The organism is Citromicrobium bathyomarinum, assembly GCF_021021475.1.
GTDB classification, from domain to species: Bacteria; Pseudomonadota; Alphaproteobacteria; order Sphingomonadales; family Sphingomonadaceae; genus Alteriqipengyuania; species Alteriqipengyuania bathyomarina.
This window is the reverse complement of record NZ_JAINWL010000001.1, coordinates 511292-531354: the sequence shown is the minus strand read 5'-3', so window position 1 is coordinate 531354 and position 20063 is coordinate 511292. Positions and strand designations below refer to the sequence as shown.

Below are 20063 nucleotides of genomic sequence, written 5' to 3'. Positions count from 1 at the left end.
AGACCAGGCTATCGCTTGCGCCCGGGTTGATCGAATTGGGCGCGCTGTAGATGTGCGTTCGCCCCGCAAGAGTTAGGCAGCATTTGATATCATGCACTTCGTGGCAGCATTTCTGGCACCGATTCTGGCGCTTAGCGCGCCGGTCGCGCCCGATGCTTCGTCGTCGAGTGCCAGCTGGCCGCTCGACGCGCCGGTGTTTTCAACAGAGCCGCCTGCAAATATTCGTACCGACCATTCGCCGGGGTGGATGGTCAGCCAGTCCTGGCGACGCGATCTCGAGGCGAACCAGGTCCGTATTCGGCAGCAGATTATGATCCGGGTATCCCCGCGCAGATCGACCACGAACGAACTGGTGGCCGATTGGCGGACTGCGATCCCACGCGAGTATGAACAGCGCAAGATCGGCAAGTGTCTGCCAGCTAAAGATATTCTAGCGGTGCAAACGGTCTCTTCGCGGGATCTCGTGCTGCACATGTCCGACCAGCGAATGATCCGAGCGCTGCTGCACAAGTCCTGCAATGCACGCGATTTCTATCTGGGCTTCTACGTGGAGCCGAGCGAGGATGGGAAGCTGTGCGTCGATCGCGATCTTCTGCGTGCGCGCAGCGGTGCGACTTGCAAGATTGGCGCGATCCGCCAGCTCGTCCCCGCCGAATAGCCCTCTAATCTTGACATTCGCGCGGGTTTGAGCGAAGCCGCGCGCGCTTACGCGGAGCTGTATTTTCCGCGGTCTTGGCGTTGATTGCCCTCCACATCCGGAACCCTGAATGAAATTTGCCGATCTCGGCCTCTCCGACAAATTGCTGCAGGCGGTAGAAGCCGCCGGCTACACCGAGCCTACGCCGATTCAGGCGCAGGCCATCCCCCCCGTGCTGATGATGAAGGACATCATCGGCATCGCGCAGACGGGCACCGGCAAGACCGCGAGCTTCGTGTTGCCGATGATCGACATTCTCGCCAGCGGTCGTCGCCGCGCGCTGATGCCGCGTTCCCTTATCCTTGCGCCCACGCGCGAGTTGGCCGCCCAGGTCGCCGAAAACTTCGAGAAGTACGGCAAGCAGCACGATCTCCAGCTCGCGCTCCTGATCGGCGGCGTGCAGATGGGCGATCAGGTCAAGGCGCTCAACGAAGGCGTCGACGTGCTTATCGCCACGCCCGGCCGGCTGATGGATCTTTTCGAGCGGGGCAAGATCCTGCTCAACGGCTGCGAACTGCTGGTGATCGACGAGGCGGACCGGATGCTCGATATGGGGTTCATCCCCGACATCGAGACGATCTGTTCCAAGCTGCCCGAGCCGCGCCAGACGCTGCTGTTCAGCGCGACCATGCCGCCGCCGATCGAGAAGCTGGCGCAGAAATTCCTCACCAATCCCAAGCGGATCGAGGTGAGCCGCGCGGCCTCCACCAACGAGAACATCACCGCGTTCAAGATTCCGGTGAAGCCGCGTGAAAAGCGCGAGACGCTGCGCTGGCTGCTGGCGAACGACCACGTTGAAACCGCGATCATCTTTGCCAACCGCAAGACGACCGTGCGCGAGATCAACAAGAGCCTGCAGAGCCATGGCTTCGCCAGCGGCGAGATTCATGGCGACATGGACCAGTCGAGCCGGATCGCCGAACTCAACCGGTTCAAGGCCGGCGAGGTTAATATTCTTGTCGCGTCGGACGTTGCTGCGCGCGGGCTCGACATAAAGGGTGTCAGCCACGTGTTCAACTTCGACACGCCGTGGCACCCGGACGATTACGTTCACCGTATCGGGCGGACGGGCCGTGCCGGGGCCAAGGGGCGCGCCTTCACTTTCGTCACCGATGACGACGCCGAGGCGATCGCCAATGTCGAGAAGCTGACCGAATCGAAGATCAAGCCGTTCGGCAAGGAAGACGTTCGGGTCGAACTGGTCGAGGCGGAGCCGAAGCGCGAATCGGATCGCAAGCGGTCGGACGAGCGCAAGGCGGACGCTCCCGAGCGTGACGATGACCGGGAATCGCGCAAGGCCAAGCCCGCGAGGGAGCGCAAGCCCCGCCGCGATGAGTCGCAGCGCGACGAAGCGCGACCGGGCCGTTCGGCAGAAAACAGATCGCCCCGCAGCAATGGTGGCCGTGGGCGTAGGGAAGATAACGAGGTGATCCCCGCCGGCGAGTGGAACGGGCCCAAGCCCGACTTCCTCTCCGTCAGTGCGACCTGACCAAAGAATCGGGCGTACTGTCTGCAAAAGCGGCGGGAGTTAGGCTGGTCTTAACCAGAATCGTGCACTCGTCGCGCGCCGAAGGAGCAGGGATGTCCGAAGAGAAAATCAACGTCGAGGCGATCCGTCACCGAACGCTCGTGGCGATGGAGATACTGGACACCGAAGCCGAGGGCGAGTTCGACGCCCTGGTGATGGCGGCCCGCCGGATTTTCGGGAGCCGCACGGCATATATTTCGCTGATCGACGGGGATCGTCAGTGGTTCAAGGCGCGGGAGGGCTTCGCGCCGAGCGAAGTTGCGCGCGAGTGTTCGATCTGTGCGACGGCGGTCGATGAAAACCGAGAGATCGTTGTCGAGAACCTGCAGGAGCATCCGGTCTACGGCCAGATGCCCGACATCGTGGCGATGCCACATTTCCAGTTCTTCGTGACAATCCCGCTGATGGGGCCGCCGATGGATGGCGTAAGCGTGCCGATCGGCACGCTCTGCGTCATCGACGACCGGCCGTGGGTGGCAAGCCGGGAAGAACTCGACGAGTTGCGCCGACTTGCGCACGTGGTTGAATCGCTGTTCCAGACGCGGCTCGATGCGAAGCTCGCCGAGGCGGCGCTCGAGGCGCGCCGACAGCTGATCGACGAGTTGCGCCGGGTGCAGCGCCAGTTCGAACTGGCGGAAGAGATGGCGCAGATCGGCCACTGGCGAATGGATCTGGCGACCGAGGAGCTTTTCTGGTCGCCTCAGACAATTGCGATTCATGCGATCGAGAATCCGACAAAGGCACACCTTCAGGGCGGCTTGGACTATTTCCCTCCGCATGAGCGCCCCCGTATCGCCAAGGCGGTCGAGGAGTGCGCCAAACATGGCAGGCCCTACGATCTCGAACTCGATTTCCGTGATGCCAAGGGTGTGCTCAAGCGGGTGCGCGCGATCGGCGAACAGGAAATCGCTGACGGTAAGCCCGTCGGGATTATGGGCGTGTTTCAGGACATTACCGAGCGCTATCACCTCGAGACGCGACTCCGCGCGGCGGCCCACGTGGATGAACTGACGGGCCTGCCCAATCGCGCCCGCCTGAACCAGTATCTCGACAGTACGATCGACACGATGCACAAGGCAGGCCGTCGAATGGCGCTGCTGCTGATCGACCTCGACCACTTCAAGGACATCAACGACCGTCTCGGCCATGAGGCGGGGGACCGCGTGCTCAAGGGCGTTGCTGCACAACTGGTCAGCGAACCTTTCGCCGGTCAGATGGCTGCGCGGCTGGGTGGGGACGAATTCGTGCTGGTGATCGAGAACGAGCAGTTGCTTGCCGATCTGCCCGGGACGCTCGAACTGCTGCTGGGCAAGCTGCGCTTCGAGGTCGGTCGGGAAGGTGAGACAATTCTGGCCAGCGCCACGATCGGAGCAACCTGGCTGACCGCATGCAACAATGATCGCAGCCAGCTGCTGCGCTGTGCCGACTATGCCTTGTACCAGGCGAAGCGGACCGAACGCGGCACTGCTTCGATTTGTCCCGATGCGATTGCGGGGCAGCACATTCGCGCCGCGCCGCAGCTGCGCGCGGTGAGCTAGTCGGCCGGCTTCACGAAGCTGTCGATCACCCGCTTGGTGCCGGTGGTTTCGAACTCGATTTCGAGCTTGTTGCCTTCCTGCCCCATGACGGTGCCGTAACCGAACTTGTCGTGGAACACCCGCGCACCCAGCGCGATGTCGCCGCGTGGCTTGGCCGCGAAGCTGGCTGCGCTGCGGCGGCTTTCCTGAACCCTGGCGGGCCGTGTCTCGTATCCCGTCGCCAGCGCACGCTGCCAGCCGGGGCCGCGGTTGTTCGAGCGCTCAGGCCGATCGCGGGTGACATGGGCGAAGGGGTCTTCGCTCTCGCTCCAATTCGCCCGCCAGAGGGAGGCGCCTCCGGACATCGTGGTCTCGCTCTCGACGTGGTCTTCGGGCAGTTCACCGATAAATCGGCTGGGTAGCGAGCTGGTCCACTGGCCGTAGATGCGCCGGTTGGCGGCGTGCAGAATCGTGCAGGCCTTCTTCGCGCGGGTGATCGCGACGTAAGCAAGGCGGCGTTCCTCCTCCAGTGAAGCGAGCCCGCCTTCGTCGAGCGAACGCTGCGACGGGAATACGCCCTCTTCCCACCCGACCAGGAACAGGTGGTCGAACTCCAGCCCCTTGGCGGCGTGGATGGTCATGATGGTGACCTTGGCATCCTCCGCATTCGCATCATTATCCATCACCAGCGCGACGTGTTCGAGGAAGTCGCCCAGCGTCTCGTAATCCTCCATCGCGCGCGCGAGCTCGGACAGGTTTTCGAGACGCCCCTTGGCCTCGGGCGTCCGCTCGTTCTCGAGCATCGCCTGATAGCCGCTTTCTTCCAGCACCTGCCGCAGCAGTTCGGCGGGGGCGAGGCTGTCCGCCTGTTCGCGCCACTGGAGAAACTGACGCATCAGCCCACCGATGGTCCCGCGCGCCCGCGCAGGCAGTTCGTCGCTGTCCGCCAGATCGAGTGATGCCGCAGCGAGCGGCATCCCGGTGCGCCGCGCGTGCTGGTACATCTTCTCCAGCGTCTTGGCGCCGAGACCACGCTTGGGCTGGTTGTAGATCCGCTCGAACGCGAGGTCGTCCGCCGGCTGCGCGATGACGCGCAGGTAGGCGAGGGCGTCGCGAATTTCGGCGCGTTCGTAGAAGCGAAAACCGCCGACGATGCGGTAGGCCATGCCGATCTGAATGAAGCGGTCTTCGAATTCGCGCGTCTGATACTGCGCGCGCACGAGGATCGCGATCTCGTCGAGGCCCACGCCGCCACGCTCGAGGCTCTCGATCTCCTCCCCCACGCGGCGCGCCTCTTCGGGCCCGTCCCACACCCCGATGACGCGCACCTTCTCGCCCGTGTCGGTCTCGGTCCACAACTCCTTGCCGAGCCGCTGGCTGTTCTCCCCGATCAGGCCCGATGCCGCGCCGAGGATGTGCGGGGTGGAGCGATAATTCTGCTCCAGCTTGATGACCTTGGCGCCCGGAAAGTCCTTCTCGAACTTCAGGATATTGGCCACTTCCGCGCCGCGCCACGAGTAGATCGACTGGTCGTCGTCCCCCACCACGCAGATATTCTTGCGGTGCTGTGCGAGCAGGCGGAGCCAAAGGTACTGGACCTGGTTGGTGTCCTGATATTCGTCGACCAGGATGTATTTGAAGCGGTTCTGGTACTGCTCCAGCACATCAGAATGCTGCCGGAAGATGTTGAGCATGTGCAGCAGCAGATCGCCGAAATCGCAAGCGTTCAGCGATTGCAGGCGCGCCTGATAGGTCTTGTACAGCTGAGCGCCGCGTCCGTTGGCGTAGGCTTCATTCTCCACCGCATCGAGATCGCCAGGGTTCAGCCCGCGGTTCTTCCACCGGTCGATCAGCCCGGCCAGCTGGCGCGCGGGCCAGCGCTTCTCGTCCAGATCGGCCTCCGCGATCAGCGTCTTGAGCAGGCGCAGCTGATCGTCGGGGTCGATGATCGTGAAGTTCGATTGCAGGCCGACCAGCTCGGCATGGCGGCGCAGCATCTTCGCCCCGATCGCGTGGAACGTGCCGAGCCACGGCATGCCTTCGACCGCGTCGCCGATATGGCGGCCCACACGTTCGCGCATCTCGCGCGCGGCCTTGTTGGTGAAGGTGACGCACAGGATCTCGCTCGGCCAGGCGAGCCGCATCGCGACCAGATGCGCCAGCCTTGCGGTCAACGCCGAGGTTTTGCCCGTTCCCGCACCGGCCAGCATCAGCACCGGTCCTTCGGTGGTGAGCACGGCTTCGCGCTGCGGCGGGTTCAATCGCGCGGCATAGGACGGGATATCCGCGTCTCCGGCGGCGGTTGCGAGGGGGAAGGCATCACTCATGGCTATGGCCGAACAGGTAGGGAACGCGGGCCGTCCGAGCAAGGGAAGCAGCACCCGCGCTCCCCAATTCGGAACCTCACGCCCGAGGTCTCGTTGGTTGGGCAAGGACGAGGGAAGAAGGAGACAGAGACATGAAAAAGCTTATTATTGCTTCGACTGCCGCCTGCGGCCTCGCAATTGCTGCAGCGGCTCCGGCACTCGCCGACCATCACATGGAAGCCGAATCCTACGCGATGACTGACGCGCAGGAAAAAATGTACCTTGATTGGTCTGCCGAACAGCGGATGACCTATCAGGAGTGGCCCATTGCCGCCCAGGAATATTACTGGACGCTCAACGATACTCAGAAGAACGTCTGGTGGAACACGCTGACCAATGATCAGCGCGTCAAGATCGTCAACATGGTGCCCGAGCAGCGCATGGCTGCCTGGCAGTCGATCAACAGCCAGCTGAGCGGCTCGGCGACGGCAACCACCACCAGCACGACTTCGGGAAGCGCCAAGATCAACTATACCAGCAAGGCGATGGTGCAGCCGACCCCTGGCGATGAAGGGCCGCCGCCGGCCGATCTGCCCATCTGCGAGCCGATGCAGCAGGATAACTGCATCAACCGCGGGGCAGTCTAATAAACAAACGTTATTCTGCGTGAAACCGTGTGGCGGCTCCGGGGTTATCCCGGGGTCGCCATATTTTTTCGAGAGGAAAGCAATAAGATGAATAAGATCCTTTTGACCGGTTTCGCCACCGCCCTTGCGGGGCTGTCGATCCCTGCCGCAGCGCAGACTGCACCCACGATCAACTACGTCAGCAAGGAGACGGTGCAGCAGGTCCCACAGGATGAGCAGCCCAAGTCCGGCGAGCTTCCGATCTGCAAGAAAGACCAGCAGACCAATTGCATCAACAGCTGGGAAGCCAACAAGACCGGCAACCGCCCGATTAACTACTGGCCGGGTCGCCCGGCGAGCGAGATCGACGAGCCGCTGCCGCTCAACGAACCCAAGAACTGATCGCCCGATCTGCGATCGAAAGAGGGCGTTCGCCATCGGCGGGCGCCCTTTTTTGATGGGCGTTGTCGCTAGCTGTCCAGCTGGAGCAGCAGCAGTTTCGCCTTGCCCACTTTACGCTCTGCATCGACCTGCATATCGCGCAAGTCCGGCGTTTCCTTCGCTGCCACCTCGAGCGAGACCCAGGTCGCGGGGCCGATCCAGCCGAGCCGGACCAGCCGCTCCAGCGCAACGGCGCCTGCGCCAGTGCCATAGGGCGGGTCGAGCATCACCAGATCGTGCGGCACCTTCGCCGGGCCCAGCCGCAAGGCGGAGGCCTGCTGTACCGTCGCCCGCGTCCCTGCACCCAGCGCCGCTACATTTGCCCGGATCGCGTCCACTGCACGCTTGTCTTCTTCGACGAACAGGCACGAGGCGCAGCCGCGCGACAGCGCCTCCAGCCCGAGCGCGCCCGATCCGGCGAACAGATCCACCGCGCTCAGCCCCTCGAAACTGCCGAGGCGGCTGCTCAGCATGTTGAACAGCGTCTCCCGGGTGCGGTCGGCGGTCGGGCGGGTGGTTTCGCCCGGCGGAGCCTTGATCGCACGCCCGCGCCAGTCGCCTGCGACGATCCGCATCAGTCGCGTCCCTTCTTCACCGAGGCGCGGAACTTGCCGATCTCGTGCTTGCGGATTTCCATCGCCTGCCCGCGCGGCAGATCGCCCAGCGCGACCGGCCCGAAGGCCACGCGAACCAGCCGGTTCACTTCGAGGCCGAGATGTTCGAGCACCCGGCGCACTTCGCGGTTCTTGCCTTCGGTAATCGTCACTTCGATCCACTGATTGGCACCGGTCCGCCGCTCCAGATTGGCGTTGATCGGGCCGTAATGCACGCCATCGATGGTGATCCCCTCGCTCAGTTCCTCCAACTGCGCCTGCGTCACCCCGCCATGCGCGCGCGCGCGATAGGTCCGCTCCACGGCGTTGGCGGGCAGTTCCAGCATGCGCTTGAACTCGCCGTCATTGGTCAGCAGCAGCAGGCCTTCGGTGTTGAAGTCGAGCCGACCGATCGGCATCACCCGCGGCGCATCCTTGGGCAGCGAGTTGCGCAGGGCGTCGTAGATCGTCGGACGCCCGCGCGGGTCATGCTCGGCGGTGATCAGCCCGGTCGGCTTATGGAAGGCGAACAGGCGCGTCGGTTCGGGCTTGGCGACCGGTTTGCCGTCCACGGTCACCCCGCGCAGGGATTCGAGCAGGGTTGCCGGGGTCTCCACGGTTTTCCCATCGATCGCGATCCGCTTGTCCGCAATCATCCGTTCAACCTCGCGGCGGCTCGCCACGCCTGCGCGCGCCAGCAGCTTGGCGATGCGATCGCCCTTACGTTCATCTTCGGCCATGTAGGCCCGCTTAGCGACCGGTCGACGATCCGCCAAATGCTTTGGCAATGTCCTGCGAGGGCTAGGCTTACCCGGACCACAGCGGCTAGAGAGCGCAAGGACGATTTATCGAGGGAAGGGTGTGTATGGCCGAGGCAAAGGCTGACAAGGCGAAGAAGCCGGGCTGGGGAACGCTGGCGCGCTCTCTGCGCAATCCCAAGAGCGGCTATATGGCGCTGTTCGGTTTTGCGAGCGGCCTGCCTTTCGCGCTGTTCCTCGGCACGCTCTACGCCTGGCTTTCCGAAGCCGAGGTGGAGCTGGAGACGATGGGCGTCTTCTCGCTGATCGGGCTTGCCTACGCGTTCCAGTTCCTCTGGTCGCCGCTGATCGACAAGGTTTCGATCCCCGGCTTCCGCAAGCTCGGCCGGCGCAAGCAGTGGATCGTGCCCGCGCAGATCCTGCTCGGCGTCATCCTCATCGCGCTTTCGCTGTCCAATCCGACGAACGAGGCGATCGGCTGGTTCAGCCTGCTCGCCGGGATCGGCGCACTGGCCAGCGCTACGCAGGACATCGCGATCAACGCCTGGCGCATCGACGTCGCGGACGAAGAGGCGACGATCGACATCCTCTCGACCGTTTATCAGATGGGCTACCGGCTGGCGGCACTGGTGGGCGGGGCGCTGGGCCTGATCATCGCCGCGCGGATCGGCTGGCCGCAGACCTACCTGATGATGGGCGCGATCCTGCTGGTGATCGGGATTGCGGGCCTGTTCGCGCCCGACAGCAAGGCAGGCGAGAATGTCGACGGCACGATCGACGACGAACTGCTGCTCAGCCTGCGCCGGAAGGGCGAGCTGAAGCCCTCGGTCCGCGCCAAGGCGCTGGGCGCGGTCGGCCTGCTGTGGGCGGTCGCCATCGGCACAGTGCTCACCTTCATGTACATGTCGCTGGCCTTCCCGCCGGAGGAGCGGCCCAATCCGACCGAATTCACGCTCAACTACGGCCCGTGGATCATCGTCGCCACGGTCGTCATCCCCGCGCTGATCGCGGGCTGGCTCGCCTCCAAGAAGGAGCGGGGCGAATATGTGATGACCGAGGACCTGCCCGAACGTGCGGGCCAATCCTATGCGATGGACCACCTCTACCGCGCCCTCGTGATGCCGCTGGTCGAATTCGTCGGGCGGATGGGCTGGTCTCTGGTGCTGATCCTTTCGCTGGTGCTGACCTACCGGATCTGCGACGCGATCTGGGGCACCTTCGCCTATCCGTTCTATCTGGGCGAGTTGCAGTACACGAACGACGAAGTCGCCTTCGCTTCCAAGTTCTTCGGAGTCGGCGCGATCATCGCGGGTCTGGCGATCGGCGGCTATCTGCTGACCGCGATCGGACGGATGGCCACGCTGACGCTGGGCGCGCTGATCGCTGCGCTGACCAACCTGCTCTATGCCGACATGGCGGCAGGCGGGGCGAACATGCAGGCGGCGAGCGACGCGATCGGCTTTTCCGCGCTGATCGGTTTCATGGCCCCGTTCGGGTCGGAGGCGCTGCCGCGGCTGACCTTCACGATCATGTGGGAGAACCTCGCGATCGGCATCGCGGGGGCCGCCTATGTCGCGTGGCTGAGCTCGATCGTTTCGAAGAAGTACTCGGCGGTCCAGTACGCGCTCCTTTCCTCGCTGACGCTGCTGGTGGGCACGCTGGGGCGCGGCGCGCTGGGGGAGATGATCGAGAAGCAGGGCTATTACGACGTGTTCATCCTGACGACGCTGATCGGGATGCTGGCGGTGGTGCTGTGCGTGTTCGAATGGATCCGCGTGGTCCGTTCGGGCCGCTCGCAGAACGCGCCGCCGCCCGGATCGGAAGCGGTTGCGGCGCAGTAGTCAGTCGGGCAGCGCGCCGCTCAGCCGCAGCACATCGCCCGCGAGGTAGAGCGAGCCTGCGATCAGCACAGGCAATCCGTCGTCGGGCAGGGCACGCAGCGCATGGGCGACATCCGCCGCTTCGCGTACGTCTGCTCCGTACATGCTCGCGGGGTGATACTCGTGCCCCGGCACCGGTACGGCGGTGATGCTCGCGATGGCGTCCGCCAGCGGATCGACCAGAGCGCGGTGATCCTTGTTGGCGAGCATGCCGAGGATGAGGTGGAAACGCTCACCCGTAAAGTGCTGCGCCAGCGCCTCGCCCGCGCTGGGATTGTGGCCGCCATCGACCCATACGATCCGCTCGCCCGTCAGCGGCGAGGCGGGCAGGCGTTGAAGCCGCGCGGGCCATGTCACGCTTCGCAGCCCCTGCGCCATCGCATCCCGCGACACGCTGACCCGGTCCTGATGCCGCAGCATCGCGATGGCGAGCGCGGCGTTCTCCGCCTGATGCGCGCCGGGCAGGGCGGGCAGGGGCAGCGCGAGCTCGCCCAGCGCATCGACGAAGTGGAGGCCCGTCTCGGTGACGCTTGAATGCCATTCGCGCCCGCGCATCGTTAGCAGCGCCTCACGCACGATCGCCGCATGCTCCACCTCCAGCGTTACGCCTTCGGGGTAGGACAGCGTGACCAGCGGCACGCCGGGCTTGCCGATCCCGGCCTTCTCGAACCCGATGCGTGCCAGCGGTTCGGCAGGCACGTTATCCTCCGGCGCGAGCAGGAAGCGTTCATGGTCCAGCCCCAGCGCGGCGATCCCGCACGCGGCCAGCACGTGCGAGCCCAGCACATTGGTCGCATCGAAGCGCCCGCCAAGGCCTACCTCGATCACGCAGGCATCTGCGGGTTCGCGCGCGAAGGCGAGGAAGGTGGCGGCGATGGTGACTTCGAAGAAGCTGGGGTTCAGATCTTCGCCGTCCTCTTCACTGGCATCCAGCACCTCGGCCAGCAGCGCGGCGAGCTGTGCGTCGCCGATCAGCGCGCCTGCGATCCGGATCCGCTCGTTATAGCGCACCAGATGCGGGCTGGTGGCGACATGGACCCGCTTGCCATCCGCCTCCAGCATCGCGCGCAGGATGGCGCAGGTCGACCCCTTGCCGTTGGTGCCTGCGACATGGAACACCGGCGGCAGTCGGTCCTGAGGATCGCCCAGCCGGGCCAGCAGAGCGCGGATCGTCTCCAGCCCCAGCCGGCCGTCGGGCACCGAGAGCGCGGCCAGCCGGTCGAGCTGGGCCTGCACGGCTGGATCGTCCGAGCGGGCGAAGTCCTTCATATCACAGCCCCTTCTCGTTCAGGGGGGGGCGTCGGGTGAAACGTCCCCCGGACGACCCGTCGCCGGTTGGGGGAGGGGTCTCGCGCCCAGCTTTCCCCCACCCCTCGATCCCCTCCCCTGAAGGGGAGGGGAGGATGATCGTCACGCAGCCTTCGATCCGCGCATATAGCGCAGCATCATCGCCAGCTCGGCCTTGAGGGCGTGGCGGTGCACCACGCGGTCAACCATGCCGTGTTCGTGCAGGTATTCGGCGCGCTGGAAGCCTTCGGGCAGCTGTTCGCGGATCGTCTCCTGAATCACGCGCTGGCCCGCAAAGCCGATCAGCGCGCCCGGTTCCGCGATCTGCACGTCGCCGAGCATCGCGTAGCTGGCGGTAACGCCGCCGGTGGTCGGGTCGGTCAGCAGCACGATATAGGGCAGGCCCGCCGCGCGCAGCTTGCGCACCATCACGGTCGCCTTGGGCATCTGCATCAGGCTGAGAATGCCTTCCTGCATCCGCGCACCGCCCGCCGCGGTCACGACGACATAGCCGCACTTGCGCCGCAGGGCTTCGGCAGCGCCGTCGCAGAAGGCCTGGCCCACCGCCATGCCCATCGAACCGCCCATGAAGTGGAAGTCCTGCACGCCCACGACCGCAGGCTGCCCGTCGATCGCCCCGCTCGCCACGGTGAAGGCATCGCGGTGCGGATTGTTGGCGCGCGCGGCTCTCAGCCGGTCGGTATAGCGCTTGGAATCGCGGAACTTGAGCGGGTCTTCCTTGACCTCGGGCTGGGGCAGCAGCGTAAAGCCCTCGTCCATCAGCATCGCGATCCGCGTGTCTGCACCGATCCGCCCGTGGTGCTCGCAGCGCGGGCAGACGTAGAGATTGTCGGCATAGTCGCTTGCGAAGATCATCTCTCCGCAGCCCTTGCACTTGATCCACAGCGTTTCGTCGGTGGAGCGCTTGGCCACGAAGGGCAGCGAATTGCGGACACGATTGAACCAGCTCATGCGCCAGACTCCTTTTGGGGCGTCCTTTCCGCAGAATGGACCGCCTTGGCAAGTCTTGCGGTGAGATCGCGCAGGTGTGCGGGTGCATCCGCGCCATGTTCGGCGACCAGATCGACCAGCGCCGAGCCAACCACCACGCCATCGGCCACCCTGGCGATGGCGCCGGCCTGTTCGGGCGTGCGCACGCCGAAGCCGACCGCGACGGGCAGGTCGGTCGCCGCCTTCAGCCGCTTCACCGCCGCATCGATCGAGTCCTGCGCGGCGCTCTGCTTGCCGGTGATCCCGGCGACCGAGACGTAATAGAGGAAGCCTTCGCTCCCCTCGATCACGGTCGGCAGGCGGAAGTCGTCGGTGGTCGGCGTGGCGAGGCGGATCGGGGCGATGCCCCGTTCGCGCAATGCCGGGCCGAGCGCTGAGTCTTCCTCGGGCGGGATGTCGACGCAGATCACGCCGTCGACGCCCGCGCCTGCGGCCTCCTGCGCGAACCACTCAGGCCCGCGGCGGACCATCGGGTTGGCATAGCCCATCAGCACCAGCGGCACGTCCGGGTGCCGCTCGCGGAACTCGTTGGCGATCATCAGCACGTCGGCGGTGGTCGTCCCGGCTTTCAGTGCGCGGATGTTCGCCGCCTGGATCGCGGGGCCGTCCGCCATCGGATCGGTAAAGGGCATCCCCAGCTCGATCACATCCGCGCCGCCATCGACCAGCGCATCGAGATTGGCGGCAGTATCGCCATCGCCCGCGGTGACGAAGCACACCAGCGCAGGGTGCGGCTTTGCGAAGGCGGCTGCGATTCGGTTCGCGTTGTTCATCGTAGGGCTCTCGGGGCTGAACGCTGACACACCTGACACACTGTCCTAGGTTAGAAAAACGGGCTGGCGATGCGCATGGCAAAGAACGGCGGGGTGGGGAAGGGCGCTGAGCGGGTCATGCGGCGATTATGCGCGTGGGGAGTGGGTGTAGGACAGGGTTTCTCGTGTTCGTCACCCCGGACTCGATCCGGGGTCCCGCTGCCTTGAGTGGCGCGCTCCGGAAGAAGCGGGATCCCGGATCGAGTCCGGGATGACGATTGTGGTTGGGGTCGACCCGGCTTTCGTCTTCCAAGCATGCGGCGGGCCTATCCCTCATCCTCCGCGCACACCACGCGCGCCGGCGTCCACCCCTTGCGCCGCCGTGCGAGGCGGTCGTCGGTCTCTTCCCCGTCGAAGGAGGCGGGGCTGGCGGGGGCGAAATCGCCCAACCGGTCCATCGTGTTGATGTTGACGACGCCCAGCAGCCGGTCGTCGACCATCCCCATCGCGACGCAGGGCACGCCGCAATGCGCGCAGATGATGAAGTCGGTAATGCCCAGCCCGAAGCGGTAGCGGCGGATGTCATCGGGTGCGCGATGCGACAGGACAAGCTCGCCCTGAGGATCGCTGGTCCACGCCGCGCCATGCTTGGTGCAGAAGGAGCACCCGCACGCGCGCGCCGCCGGAAGGGTCTTTGATGACGTCCGCAGCTTCACCGAGACCCTGCCGCAATGGCACGAGCCGGTGAGAGAGAGGGGAGCGCGTGAGGTCATGGTTGAGCCCCCTCACCTTCAGGGGAGGGGGTTGGGGGGAGGGGCATGGCGCAGCGCACACACGATCTCGCCCAGCCGTTGCAAAACGCCGTCCATGTTCTCGATCACCTCCGCATTGCTGAAGCGGACAACCCGGTACCCATGCGCTTCCACATAGCGCGTACGCTCTGCGTCGTATTCTGAAGTTGAAGCATGCGTATCGCCATCCAGCTCGATCACCAGCCTGGGATCGTTCGCCGCAAAGTCCGCGATATATCGCCCGATGACCTTCTGCCGCCGAAACTTGATCCCGTGAAAGCGACCGTCGCGCAGTTCGAGCCACAACCGCGTCTCCGGCTCGGTCATGCCCTTGCGCATGTCGCGGGCGCGGCTGGTCAGTTCAGCGTCGCGCAAGGCCCCTCTCCCAACCCTCTCCCCTGAAGGAGAGAGGGCTTTGGGCGTTTGCCGAGGGCGGAACGAAGTGCGTCACTTCGTCCCATTGGCCCAAAGCTGTCTTAGTTCGATGATGATCGCGACTGCAAATGCCAGCGCGACATTCTCGACTAGCGGATCGGGATCCTGCGAAAATAGCGCGTCGAGACCAGCAAACAGAGCTGTCAGGATGGTCGTCATGACAAGCACATTGCGCGCCAACACGAGTGCCTTGCTCAAATCTCCACCTCCAGCTTTTCAGCGGCCGTGAAAATATCCTTGTCCGCCCGCCCGCACAGGTTGGCAAGGATCATCGCGTCCTTGTCCATTTCCTTTGCGCGTTTCGGCTCGTCAAAACCTCTTAATCTGGATTGCCGCGTCGCCTTCCAGGCTCCTCGCAATGCCTAGTGAGTGAGCGGTTATTCCGGCTTCTTACCGCTTATGAGGAAGCTAAGAATTGTAGTGGCGGCAAGGAATACGAACGCCGTCGCGGCTATCGCGCCGGTCTCGCGCCACAGGCCGCTTGCCGCAAGGAACAGCAAGCCGACCAGCGCGAGAGCGATTGTGAGCCAGGCCAGCCTGCGGGGGCTCAAATCTCCACCCCCAGCTTCTCGGCCACGGTGAAGATGTCCTTGTCCCCGCGCCCGCACAAATTCGCGAGTATGATGGCGTCCTTGTCCATCTCCTTCGCGCGCTTCGCGACCGCCGCGATGGCATGCGAAGGCTCCAGCGCGGGGATGATCCCCTCGGTCCGGCACAGCAGCTGGAAGGCCTCCAGCGCCTCGTCGTCGGTGACGGCGGTGTATTCGACGCGGCCGATGTCTTTGAGCCAGGCATGCTCGGGGCCGATGCCGGGGTAGTCGAGGCCTGCGGAGATCGAGTGGCCTTCGGTGATCTGGCCGTCCTCGTCCTGCAGCAGGAAGGTCTTGTTGCCGTGGAGGATGCCGGGGGCACCGCCGGTCAGGCTGGCGGCGTGCTGGTCTCCATCGAGGCCGAGCCCTGCCGCTTCGACGCCGAGCATCTTCACGTCCGGATCGTCGAGGAAGGGGTGGAACAGGCCCAGCGCGTTGGAGCCGCCGCCGATGCACGCGACCAGAAGATCGGGCAGGCGGCTGGTGCGCTGCTGGATCTGGGCGCGCGCCTCGGTGCCGATCACGCTCTGGAAGTCGCGGACCATCGCGGGGTAGGGGTGCGGGCCCGCCGCAGTGCCGATGATGTAGAACGTGTCGTCCACATTCGCGACCCAGTCGCGCAGCGCCTCGTTCATCGCGTCCTTGAGCGTGCCGCGCCCGCTGGTGACGGGGACGATCTCGGCGCCGAGCAGCTTCATCCGGAACACGTTGGGCGACTGCCGCCGCACGTCTTCCGCGCCCATGTACACCACGCAAGGCAGGCCGAACCGCGCGCACACGGTGGCGGTGGCCACGCCGTGCTGGCCCGCGCCGGTCTCTGCGATAATGCGCGTCTTGCCCATCCGGATCGCGAGCAGGATCTGCCCGATGCAGTTGTTGATCTTGTGCGCGCCGGTGTGATTGAGCTCGTCGCGCTTGAACCACACCTGCGCGCCGCCCAGCGCTTCGGTTAGGCGCTCCGCAAAATAGAGCGGGCTGGGGCGGCCGACATAGTGCTCCAGCAAATCCTCGAACTGGTCGGTGAAGGCGGGATCCTTCTTCGCCTCGTCATAGGCCTGCTCCAGCGCGAGGATGTTCGGCATCAGCGTTTCGGCGACGTAGCGCCCGCCGAAATCGCCGAAATGGCCGCGATCGTCCGGCTGCTGGCGGAAGCTGTTGGGGGTGTCGGCGGTGTCGCCCGGGCTGGTCTGGGGTGTGCGCATAGGCCTGAGCGATTGGCAGAGCCGCAAAATCATGTCCACCGGTTTGCGTGGGTAGTGCGAGCCGGTTGCCACGCCCGCGCTGCCCAAAAAACCCGGCCCCCGGGGAATCGGGCGCGGCGCGTCCCTCTATGATGGAAGCCTTATGGGTCTGGTTCGGGCCGGCGCTCCGGCGAGTGCGCGGTGGCCCCTTGATGGGATGTTTCGATGATTAAGCCTGTTGTGTTGTCCGCTCTCCTGATCGCTCTGCCGGCGGCTCCGGCCTTCGCCGAAGAGGCAGCCGGTGGCCCGCGCGCGGAAGTTCGCGGCGGCGTCGCGTGGGCGGACGGGGAAACCGATCCGGTCCTCGGCATTGCGGCGGGCTATGATTTCGACCTTGGCGACACGGTGTTCCTGGGCGGCGAAGTCTCGGGTGAGAAGATCCTCGCCGAAGATACCTATGTGGAACTCGCGCTGACCGGCCGCCTCGGCACCAAGGTGAGCGAGAAGGGCAGTGTCTTCCTCGCGGGCGGATACACCTTCACCCACCACGGCGACGGGCCGCATGCAGGGATCGGCTACGAGTACCACCTCGGCCACAGCGGCACCTACATCGCCGCCGAATACCGCCACGTGTTCGTGGACCATCACGAAGCCAACGCCGTCACCATCGGCATCGGTACGTTCTTCTAACCGTCGTTTCCGTTGCCGGGCCGGGGCGCATTGCCGCTCCGGCCTTGGTACTCAGCGGTTCGCGTCCGCAGCGCGCACCGCGTCGCAGAAGGCGCGGATCAGGGCGGCGTCCTTCACGCCCGGCGCGCCTTCCACTCCGCTCGACACATCGACCAGCGGAGCGCGGGTGCGGTGGATCGCCGCAGCGACATTCTCCGGAGTCAGCCCGCCCGCGAGCCCCCAGGGCATGCCGATATCGACCTCGTCGAGCAGCGCCCAGTCGAAGCTCTCGCCATTGCCGCCGGGCAGCAATGTGGGCGGTGCATCGAACAGCAGGCGATCTGCGCAGCCCTTGTAGGTGGTCGCTCGGTCCAGCTTGGAGGCATCGCCCAGGCCGACCGCTTTCCATGTCTCGACATCGAATTGCGCGCCCGTCACCGCGAGCGCTTCGGGCGCTTCGCGGCCGTGGAACTGGATGATATCGGGCCGGACCTTCCCGACGATCGCGCCCAGCAGCGCTTCGTCCGGATCGACCACCAGCACCACCGTGGAGACGTGATCGGGCACCCGCGCGCGCAGCTCGGCTGCGGTTTCCAGACTCACATGGCGCGGGCTCTTTGCGAAATGGACCAGGCCGACATGGCTCGCACCTGCGTCCACTGCCGCATCGAGCGTTTCGGGCGTCGAGAGGCCGCAAATCTTGATCTGGGTGGGCATGTGTGTGCTCTTATAGCTTGGTCTTGCCGAGGCAAATGCTACTCGCCCGGCAATCGCATGGGGCGGACAAGTGGGGGACACGGCAATGCTGAAATGGATCGCAATGGTACTCGCCGGGGTACTGCTGGCCGGGTGCAACCCGGTGCAGCAGGCGAAGGATGCGCGCGCGCAGGTGGATGTGTTCCACGAGCGGCTGAATGCGGGCGAGGATCAGGCGATCTGGACCAATGCGGGCGAGCAGCTGCGCAAGGCGACCTCGCGCGAGGATTTCGTCCGCCTGCTGGGCACGGTGCGCAAGAGCCTGGGGCCGGTCGAGGAAACCTCGCAGACCAATGTCAAGATGAACACCAGCCCGCAGGGCAGTTTTACCACCTTGCAGATGGAGACCCATTTCGAGCGGGGGCGGGGCGTCGAGACCTTCGTGTTCAGCGGATCGGGCGATTCGCTGAGGCTGGTGGGCTACAATATCAACTCGCCCGACATGATGGCCGATGTGTTCGAGAATTACGCGGACGAGCCTGCGGAAGCCGCTGCGCCTGCCGACCAGTAGGCGCGGGCCTCAGGGCTCGATCGGGGGGAGCAACGGGCCGCCCAGCGATCCGTCGAACGCGATCCGTCGAACGCGATCCGGCGGACCGAGCGGCTGGCCAGATCATACTCGACCCCGAAGAACCTGAACCCGCCATCGCACAGACCGGTGGGCTGGGTGAGGTCGGCGTCGAACCCGGCGGGAAAGTAGTTGCCGTAAATCATCGCGCGGCCATCCTGATAATAGCCGGCATACTGGCGATGATAGAGCGCAGGATCGGCGGGCCAGTCGAACGGCGTCGGTTCATCCGCCGCGTTGCCGAGAGATGCGGCGTAGTCCCCGGCGCGTTCGCGCAGGAGCCGCATCGTGGCGGTTTCGGTCGCGGTGATCTGGCTGGGCGAGGGTACGAAGAACCGCTCCGGATTCTCAGGCCCGGGGCGCGAGCAGGGACGGGTCAGCGCGGCGCCCATCGCCGGATCGATCAGCGCGACTCTTTCGGATGCGCGCGGCGTGCCGACACATGCAGCAAGGGCAAGGGCGAATGCGGCGAGGGTAGCCCCGCGCTTCACAGCGTGCCTTCGATGGCCTTCGCTGCGGCGAGCGGATCGTCCGCCTTCGAAATCGGCCGCCCGATCACCAGTACGCTGGCACCGTCATTGCGTGCGGCGCGCGGGGTGACAACGCGCTTCTGGTCGCCGACCGCGCTGCCCGCGGGGCGCAGGCCGGGGACGACGAAGAAGCCGTGCTTCCAGCGCCTGTGCACTTCGCCCACCTCGTGGCCCGAGCATACGATCCCGTCGAGCCCGGCGTCCTGCGCCAGATCGGCAAGGCGCAGCACCTGATCGTGCGCGCTGCCCGAAACGCCCGTGCGCTCAAGGTCGCGCTCGTCGAGGCTGGTGAGCATGGTGACCGCAACCACCTTGGTATTCTCGCCCGCAGCCGCCTTGGCGTCTTCCATCATCGCGCGCCCGCCGCCCGCGTGAACGGTGACGATCGCGGGTTCGAGCACGTGAATCGCCTGCATCGCGCCGGCGACCGTGTTGGGGATGTCGTGGAACTTCAGGTCGAGGAAGATCGGCAGCCCGACCTGCGCGATCTCATGCACCCCGTGGTGGCCGTGCGCGCAGAAGAATTCGAGGCCGAGCTTGAACCCGCCGACATGGCCCTTCACCTTTTCGGCGAGGGCACGGGCCGCGTCGATCCGCGGCAGGTCGAGGGCGAGATAGACCGGGTTACTCACGAGCTGGCTGTCGTATCCTGTGTCGGTTTGCGATCATCCGCGGCGGGTGCATCGCCAGCCGCCGTGTCGTCGGCGGTCAGGCGGGTTTCCTCTTCCGCCGGGGTCTCGTCAACCGTCGGCGTGGTGTCCACCGCTGCCGGAGCGGGAGCGGGATCGGTAGCGGGCGCGGGTTGCGGTTCGCTGTGCGCCTCTTCCTGCCGCTCGGCCTCCTCGCGGTCGGATTCGCGTGCGGCGGCGGAGACGGAGCTCGCCTTGGCCGCGATTTCGAGGCTGCGGATCTTGCGATTGAGGCTCCAGATCACGCCGCGCGAATAGAGCCACACCGGCAGGAAGCCGATCAGGAAAGAGATGATGACCAGCGCGGGCACCTTGGTTTCGACAACCAGATTGTCCCAGATCGTCACTTCGACCGGGTTCCAGTTGGACCACGAAAAGATGATCACCGCCACCAGCAGGATCACCCACAAAATCATCCGCACGATTTGCACAGCACTTCCCCCCGTAGTTCCGGTCAA

General features: G+C 65.3%; 22 protein-coding genes. 8 read left to right on the top strand and 14 right to left on the bottom strand.

Annotated features, from left to right (window positions below; all coding sequences use genetic code 11):
- Nucleotides 1-100 precede the first annotated feature (100 nt).
- The 3 genes from K7H93_RS02675 (at nucleotide 101) to K7H93_RS02665 (ending at nucleotide 3763) form a co-directional block, all read left to right on the top strand.
- Nucleotides 101-658, top strand: coding sequence for a hypothetical protein (locus K7H93_RS02675; RefSeq protein WP_156313760.1), 558 nt, complete (start codon nucleotides 101-103; stop codon nucleotides 656-658).
- A gap of 109 nt (nucleotides 659-767) precedes the next feature.
- A complete protein-coding gene (locus K7H93_RS02670) occupies nucleotides 768-2186 on the top strand; it encodes a DEAD/DEAH box helicase (protein ID WP_230782335.1) in 1419 nt (472 codons plus the stop codon).
- A 92-nt stretch (nucleotides 2187-2278) separates the two neighbouring features.
- A complete protein-coding gene (locus K7H93_RS02665; protein WP_230782334.1) occupies nucleotides 2279-3763 on the top strand; it encodes a sensor domain-containing diguanylate cyclase in 1485 nt (494 codons plus the stop codon).
- Here K7H93_RS02665 and K7H93_RS02660 read toward each other — a convergent pair.
- On the bottom strand, nucleotides 3760-6069 hold the full coding sequence (locus K7H93_RS02660; protein ID WP_230782333.1) for an ATP-dependent helicase: 2310 nt from the start codon (nucleotides 6067-6069) through the stop codon (nucleotides 3760-3762). The genes K7H93_RS02665 and K7H93_RS02660 overlap by 4 nt on opposite strands.
- A gap of 131 nt (nucleotides 6070-6200) precedes the next feature.
- Here K7H93_RS02660 and K7H93_RS02655 point away from each other — a divergent pair, with 131 nt between their 5' ends.
- Complete coding sequence (locus K7H93_RS02655; protein ID WP_226660783.1) at nucleotides 6201-6695, top strand: hypothetical protein; 495 nt, start codon at nucleotides 6201-6203, stop codon at nucleotides 6693-6695.
- A gap of 87 nt (nucleotides 6696-6782) precedes the next feature.
- Complete coding sequence (locus K7H93_RS02650) at nucleotides 6783-7076, top strand: hypothetical protein (RefSeq protein WP_010234923.1); 294 nt, start codon at nucleotides 6783-6785, stop codon at nucleotides 7074-7076.
- A 68-nt stretch (nucleotides 7077-7144) separates the two neighbouring features.
- Here the strand turns inward: K7H93_RS02650 and rsmD are convergent, their stop codons facing one another.
- Together rsmD and K7H93_RS02640 are read right to left on the bottom strand one after the other, a co-directional pair.
- Nucleotides 7145-7690 (bottom strand): 16S rRNA (guanine(966)-N(2))-methyltransferase RsmD, encoded by a 546-nt coding sequence (gene rsmD, locus K7H93_RS02645; protein WP_230782332.1) that lies wholly within the window; start codon nucleotides 7688-7690, stop codon nucleotides 7145-7147.
- Nucleotides 7690-8448 (bottom strand): pseudouridine synthase, encoded by a 759-nt coding sequence (locus tag K7H93_RS02640; RefSeq protein WP_226660779.1) that lies wholly within the window; start codon nucleotides 8446-8448, stop codon nucleotides 7690-7692. Before K7H93_RS02640 ends, rsmD begins: the two co-directional genes overlap by 1 nt.
- Nucleotides 8449-8573: 125 nt before the next feature.
- Here K7H93_RS02640 and K7H93_RS02635 point away from each other — a divergent pair, with 125 nt between their 5' ends.
- Entirely contained in the window at nucleotides 8574-10307 is a 1734-nt protein-coding gene (locus tag K7H93_RS02635; RefSeq protein ID WP_230782331.1) for an AmpG family muropeptide MFS transporter, read from the top strand.
- On the opposite strand, the gene K7H93_RS02630 is transcribed toward K7H93_RS02635, so the two are convergent.
- The 7 genes from K7H93_RS02630 to trpB form a co-directional block, all read right to left on the bottom strand.
- Nucleotides 10308-11615: a bifunctional folylpolyglutamate synthase/dihydrofolate synthase gene (locus tag K7H93_RS02630; protein WP_230782330.1), complete on the bottom strand. Its 1308-nt coding sequence runs from the start codon at nucleotides 11613-11615 to the stop codon at nucleotides 10308-10310.
- A 141-nt stretch (nucleotides 11616-11756) separates the two neighbouring features.
- On the bottom strand, nucleotides 11757-12605 hold the full coding sequence (gene accD / locus K7H93_RS02625; RefSeq protein WP_230782328.1) for an acetyl-CoA carboxylase, carboxyltransferase subunit beta: 849 nt from the start codon (nucleotides 12603-12605) through the stop codon (nucleotides 11757-11759).
- Complete coding sequence (gene trpA / locus K7H93_RS02620; protein WP_230782326.1) at nucleotides 12602-13417, bottom strand: tryptophan synthase subunit alpha; 816 nt, start codon at nucleotides 13415-13417, stop codon at nucleotides 12602-12604. The genes accD and trpA overlap by 4 nt, the downstream gene beginning before the upstream one ends.
- Before the next feature lie 305 nt (nucleotides 13418-13722).
- Nucleotides 13723-14169, bottom strand: a complete 447-nt coding sequence (locus K7H93_RS02615; protein WP_230782324.1) for a GFA family protein — start codon at nucleotides 14167-14169, stop codon at nucleotides 13723-13725.
- Nucleotides 14170-14187: 18 nt separating this feature from the next.
- Nucleotides 14188-14562, bottom strand: coding sequence for an endonuclease domain-containing protein (locus tag K7H93_RS02610; RefSeq protein WP_230782322.1), 375 nt, complete (start codon nucleotides 14560-14562; stop codon nucleotides 14188-14190).
- 72 nt (nucleotides 14563-14634) lie between these two features.
- The gene (locus tag K7H93_RS02605; RefSeq protein WP_230782320.1) at nucleotides 14635-14820 is read right to left on the bottom strand and encodes a hypothetical protein; all 186 of its coding nucleotides are present in this window, start codon (nucleotides 14818-14820) and stop codon (nucleotides 14635-14637) included.
- Nucleotides 14821-15169: 349 nt separating this feature from the next.
- Nucleotides 15170-16414: a tryptophan synthase subunit beta gene (trpB, locus tag K7H93_RS02600; RefSeq protein WP_230782318.1), complete on the bottom strand. Its 1245-nt coding sequence runs from the start codon at nucleotides 16412-16414 to the stop codon at nucleotides 15170-15172.
- 204 nt (nucleotides 16415-16618) lie between these two features.
- On the opposite strand from trpB, the gene K7H93_RS02595 reads away from it, so the two are divergent.
- A complete protein-coding gene (locus K7H93_RS02595; protein WP_230782317.1) occupies nucleotides 16619-17083 on the top strand; it encodes an outer membrane beta-barrel protein in 465 nt (154 codons plus the stop codon).
- Between the two features lie 51 nt (nucleotides 17084-17134).
- On the opposite strand, the gene K7H93_RS02590 is transcribed toward K7H93_RS02595, so the two are convergent.
- On the bottom strand, nucleotides 17135-17779 hold the full coding sequence (locus tag K7H93_RS02590) for a phosphoribosylanthranilate isomerase (RefSeq protein ID WP_230782316.1): 645 nt from the start codon (nucleotides 17777-17779) through the stop codon (nucleotides 17135-17137).
- Nucleotides 17780-17864: 85 nt separating this feature from the next.
- On the opposite strand from K7H93_RS02590, the gene K7H93_RS02585 reads away from it, so the two are divergent.
- Nucleotides 17865-18329, top strand: coding sequence for a DUF4019 domain-containing protein (locus tag K7H93_RS02585; RefSeq protein WP_230782315.1), 465 nt, complete (start codon nucleotides 17865-17867; stop codon nucleotides 18327-18329).
- Here K7H93_RS02585 and K7H93_RS02580 read toward each other — a convergent pair.
- The 3 genes from K7H93_RS02580 to K7H93_RS02570 are packed head-to-tail and all read right to left on the bottom strand — an operon-like array spanning nucleotide 18284 to nucleotide 20021.
- On the bottom strand, nucleotides 18284-18877 hold the full coding sequence (locus K7H93_RS02580; protein WP_230782314.1) for a hypothetical protein: 594 nt from the start codon (nucleotides 18875-18877) through the stop codon (nucleotides 18284-18286). The two genes, K7H93_RS02585 and K7H93_RS02580, sit on opposite strands and share 46 nt — an antisense overlap.
- Nucleotides 18874-19548: an orotidine-5'-phosphate decarboxylase gene (pyrF, locus tag K7H93_RS02575; RefSeq protein WP_054523838.1), complete on the bottom strand. Its 675-nt coding sequence runs from the start codon at nucleotides 19546-19548 to the stop codon at nucleotides 18874-18876. The genes K7H93_RS02580 and pyrF overlap by 4 nt, the downstream gene beginning before the upstream one ends.
- On the bottom strand, nucleotides 19545-20021 hold the full coding sequence (locus K7H93_RS02570; RefSeq protein ID WP_230783146.1) for a LapA family protein: 477 nt from the start codon (nucleotides 20019-20021) through the stop codon (nucleotides 19545-19547). The genes pyrF and K7H93_RS02570 overlap by 4 nt, the downstream gene beginning before the upstream one ends.
- Nucleotides 20022-20063 lie beyond the last annotated feature (42 nt).

Bases quoted from the DNA above. Each gene is read 5' to 3' on its own strand.
- K7H93_RS02670 (WP_230782335.1), top strand. From the start codon at position 768: ATGAAATTTGCCGATCTCGGCCTCTCCGACAAATTGCTGCAGGCGGTA.
- K7H93_RS02665 (WP_230782334.1), top strand. From the start codon at position 2,279: ATGTCCGAAGAGAAAATCAACGTCGAGGCGATCCGTCACCGAACGCTC.
- K7H93_RS02660 (WP_230782333.1), bottom strand. From the start codon at position 6,069: ATGAGTGATGCCTTCCCCCTCGCAACCGCCGCCGGAGACGCGGATATC.
- K7H93_RS02655 (WP_226660783.1), top strand. From the start codon at position 6,201: ATGAAAAAGCTTATTATTGCTTCGACTGCCGCCTGCGGCCTCGCAATT.
- K7H93_RS02650 (WP_010234923.1), top strand. From the start codon at position 6,783: ATGAATAAGATCCTTTTGACCGGTTTCGCCACCGCCCTTGCGGGGCTG.
- rsmD (WP_230782332.1), bottom strand. From the start codon at position 7,690: ATGCGGATCGTCGCAGGCGACTGGCGCGGGCGTGCGATCAAGGCTCCG.
- K7H93_RS02640 (WP_226660779.1), bottom strand. From the start codon at position 8,448: ATGGCCGAAGATGAACGTAAGGGCGATCGCATCGCCAAGCTGCTGGCG.
- K7H93_RS02635 (WP_230782331.1), top strand. From the start codon at position 8,574: ATGGCCGAGGCAAAGGCTGACAAGGCGAAGAAGCCGGGCTGGGGAACG.
- K7H93_RS02630 (WP_230782330.1), bottom strand. From the start codon at position 11,615: ATGAAGGACTTCGCCCGCTCGGACGATCCAGCCGTGCAGGCCCAGCTC.
- accD (WP_230782328.1), bottom strand. From the start codon at position 12,605: ATGAGCTGGTTCAATCGTGTCCGCAATTCGCTGCCCTTCGTGGCCAAG.
- trpA (WP_230782326.1), bottom strand. From the start codon at position 13,417: ATGAACAACGCGAACCGAATCGCAGCCGCCTTCGCAAAGCCGCACCCT.
- K7H93_RS02615 (WP_230782324.1), bottom strand. From the start codon at position 14,169: ATGACCTCACGCGCTCCCCTCTCTCTCACCGGCTCGTGCCATTGCGGC.
- trpB (WP_230782318.1), bottom strand. From the start codon at position 16,414: ATGCGCACACCCCAGACCAGCCCGGGCGACACCGCCGACACCCCCAAC.
- K7H93_RS02595 (WP_230782317.1), top strand. From the start codon at position 16,619: ATGATTAAGCCTGTTGTGTTGTCCGCTCTCCTGATCGCTCTGCCGGCG.
- K7H93_RS02590 (WP_230782316.1), bottom strand. From the start codon at position 17,779: ATGCCCACCCAGATCAAGATTTGCGGCCTCTCGACGCCCGAAACGCTC.
- K7H93_RS02585 (WP_230782315.1), top strand. From the start codon at position 17,865: ATGCTGAAATGGATCGCAATGGTACTCGCCGGGGTACTGCTGGCCGGG.
- K7H93_RS02570 (WP_230783146.1), bottom strand. From the start codon at position 20,021: ATGATTTTGTGGGTGATCCTGCTGGTGGCGGTGATCATCTTTTCGTGG.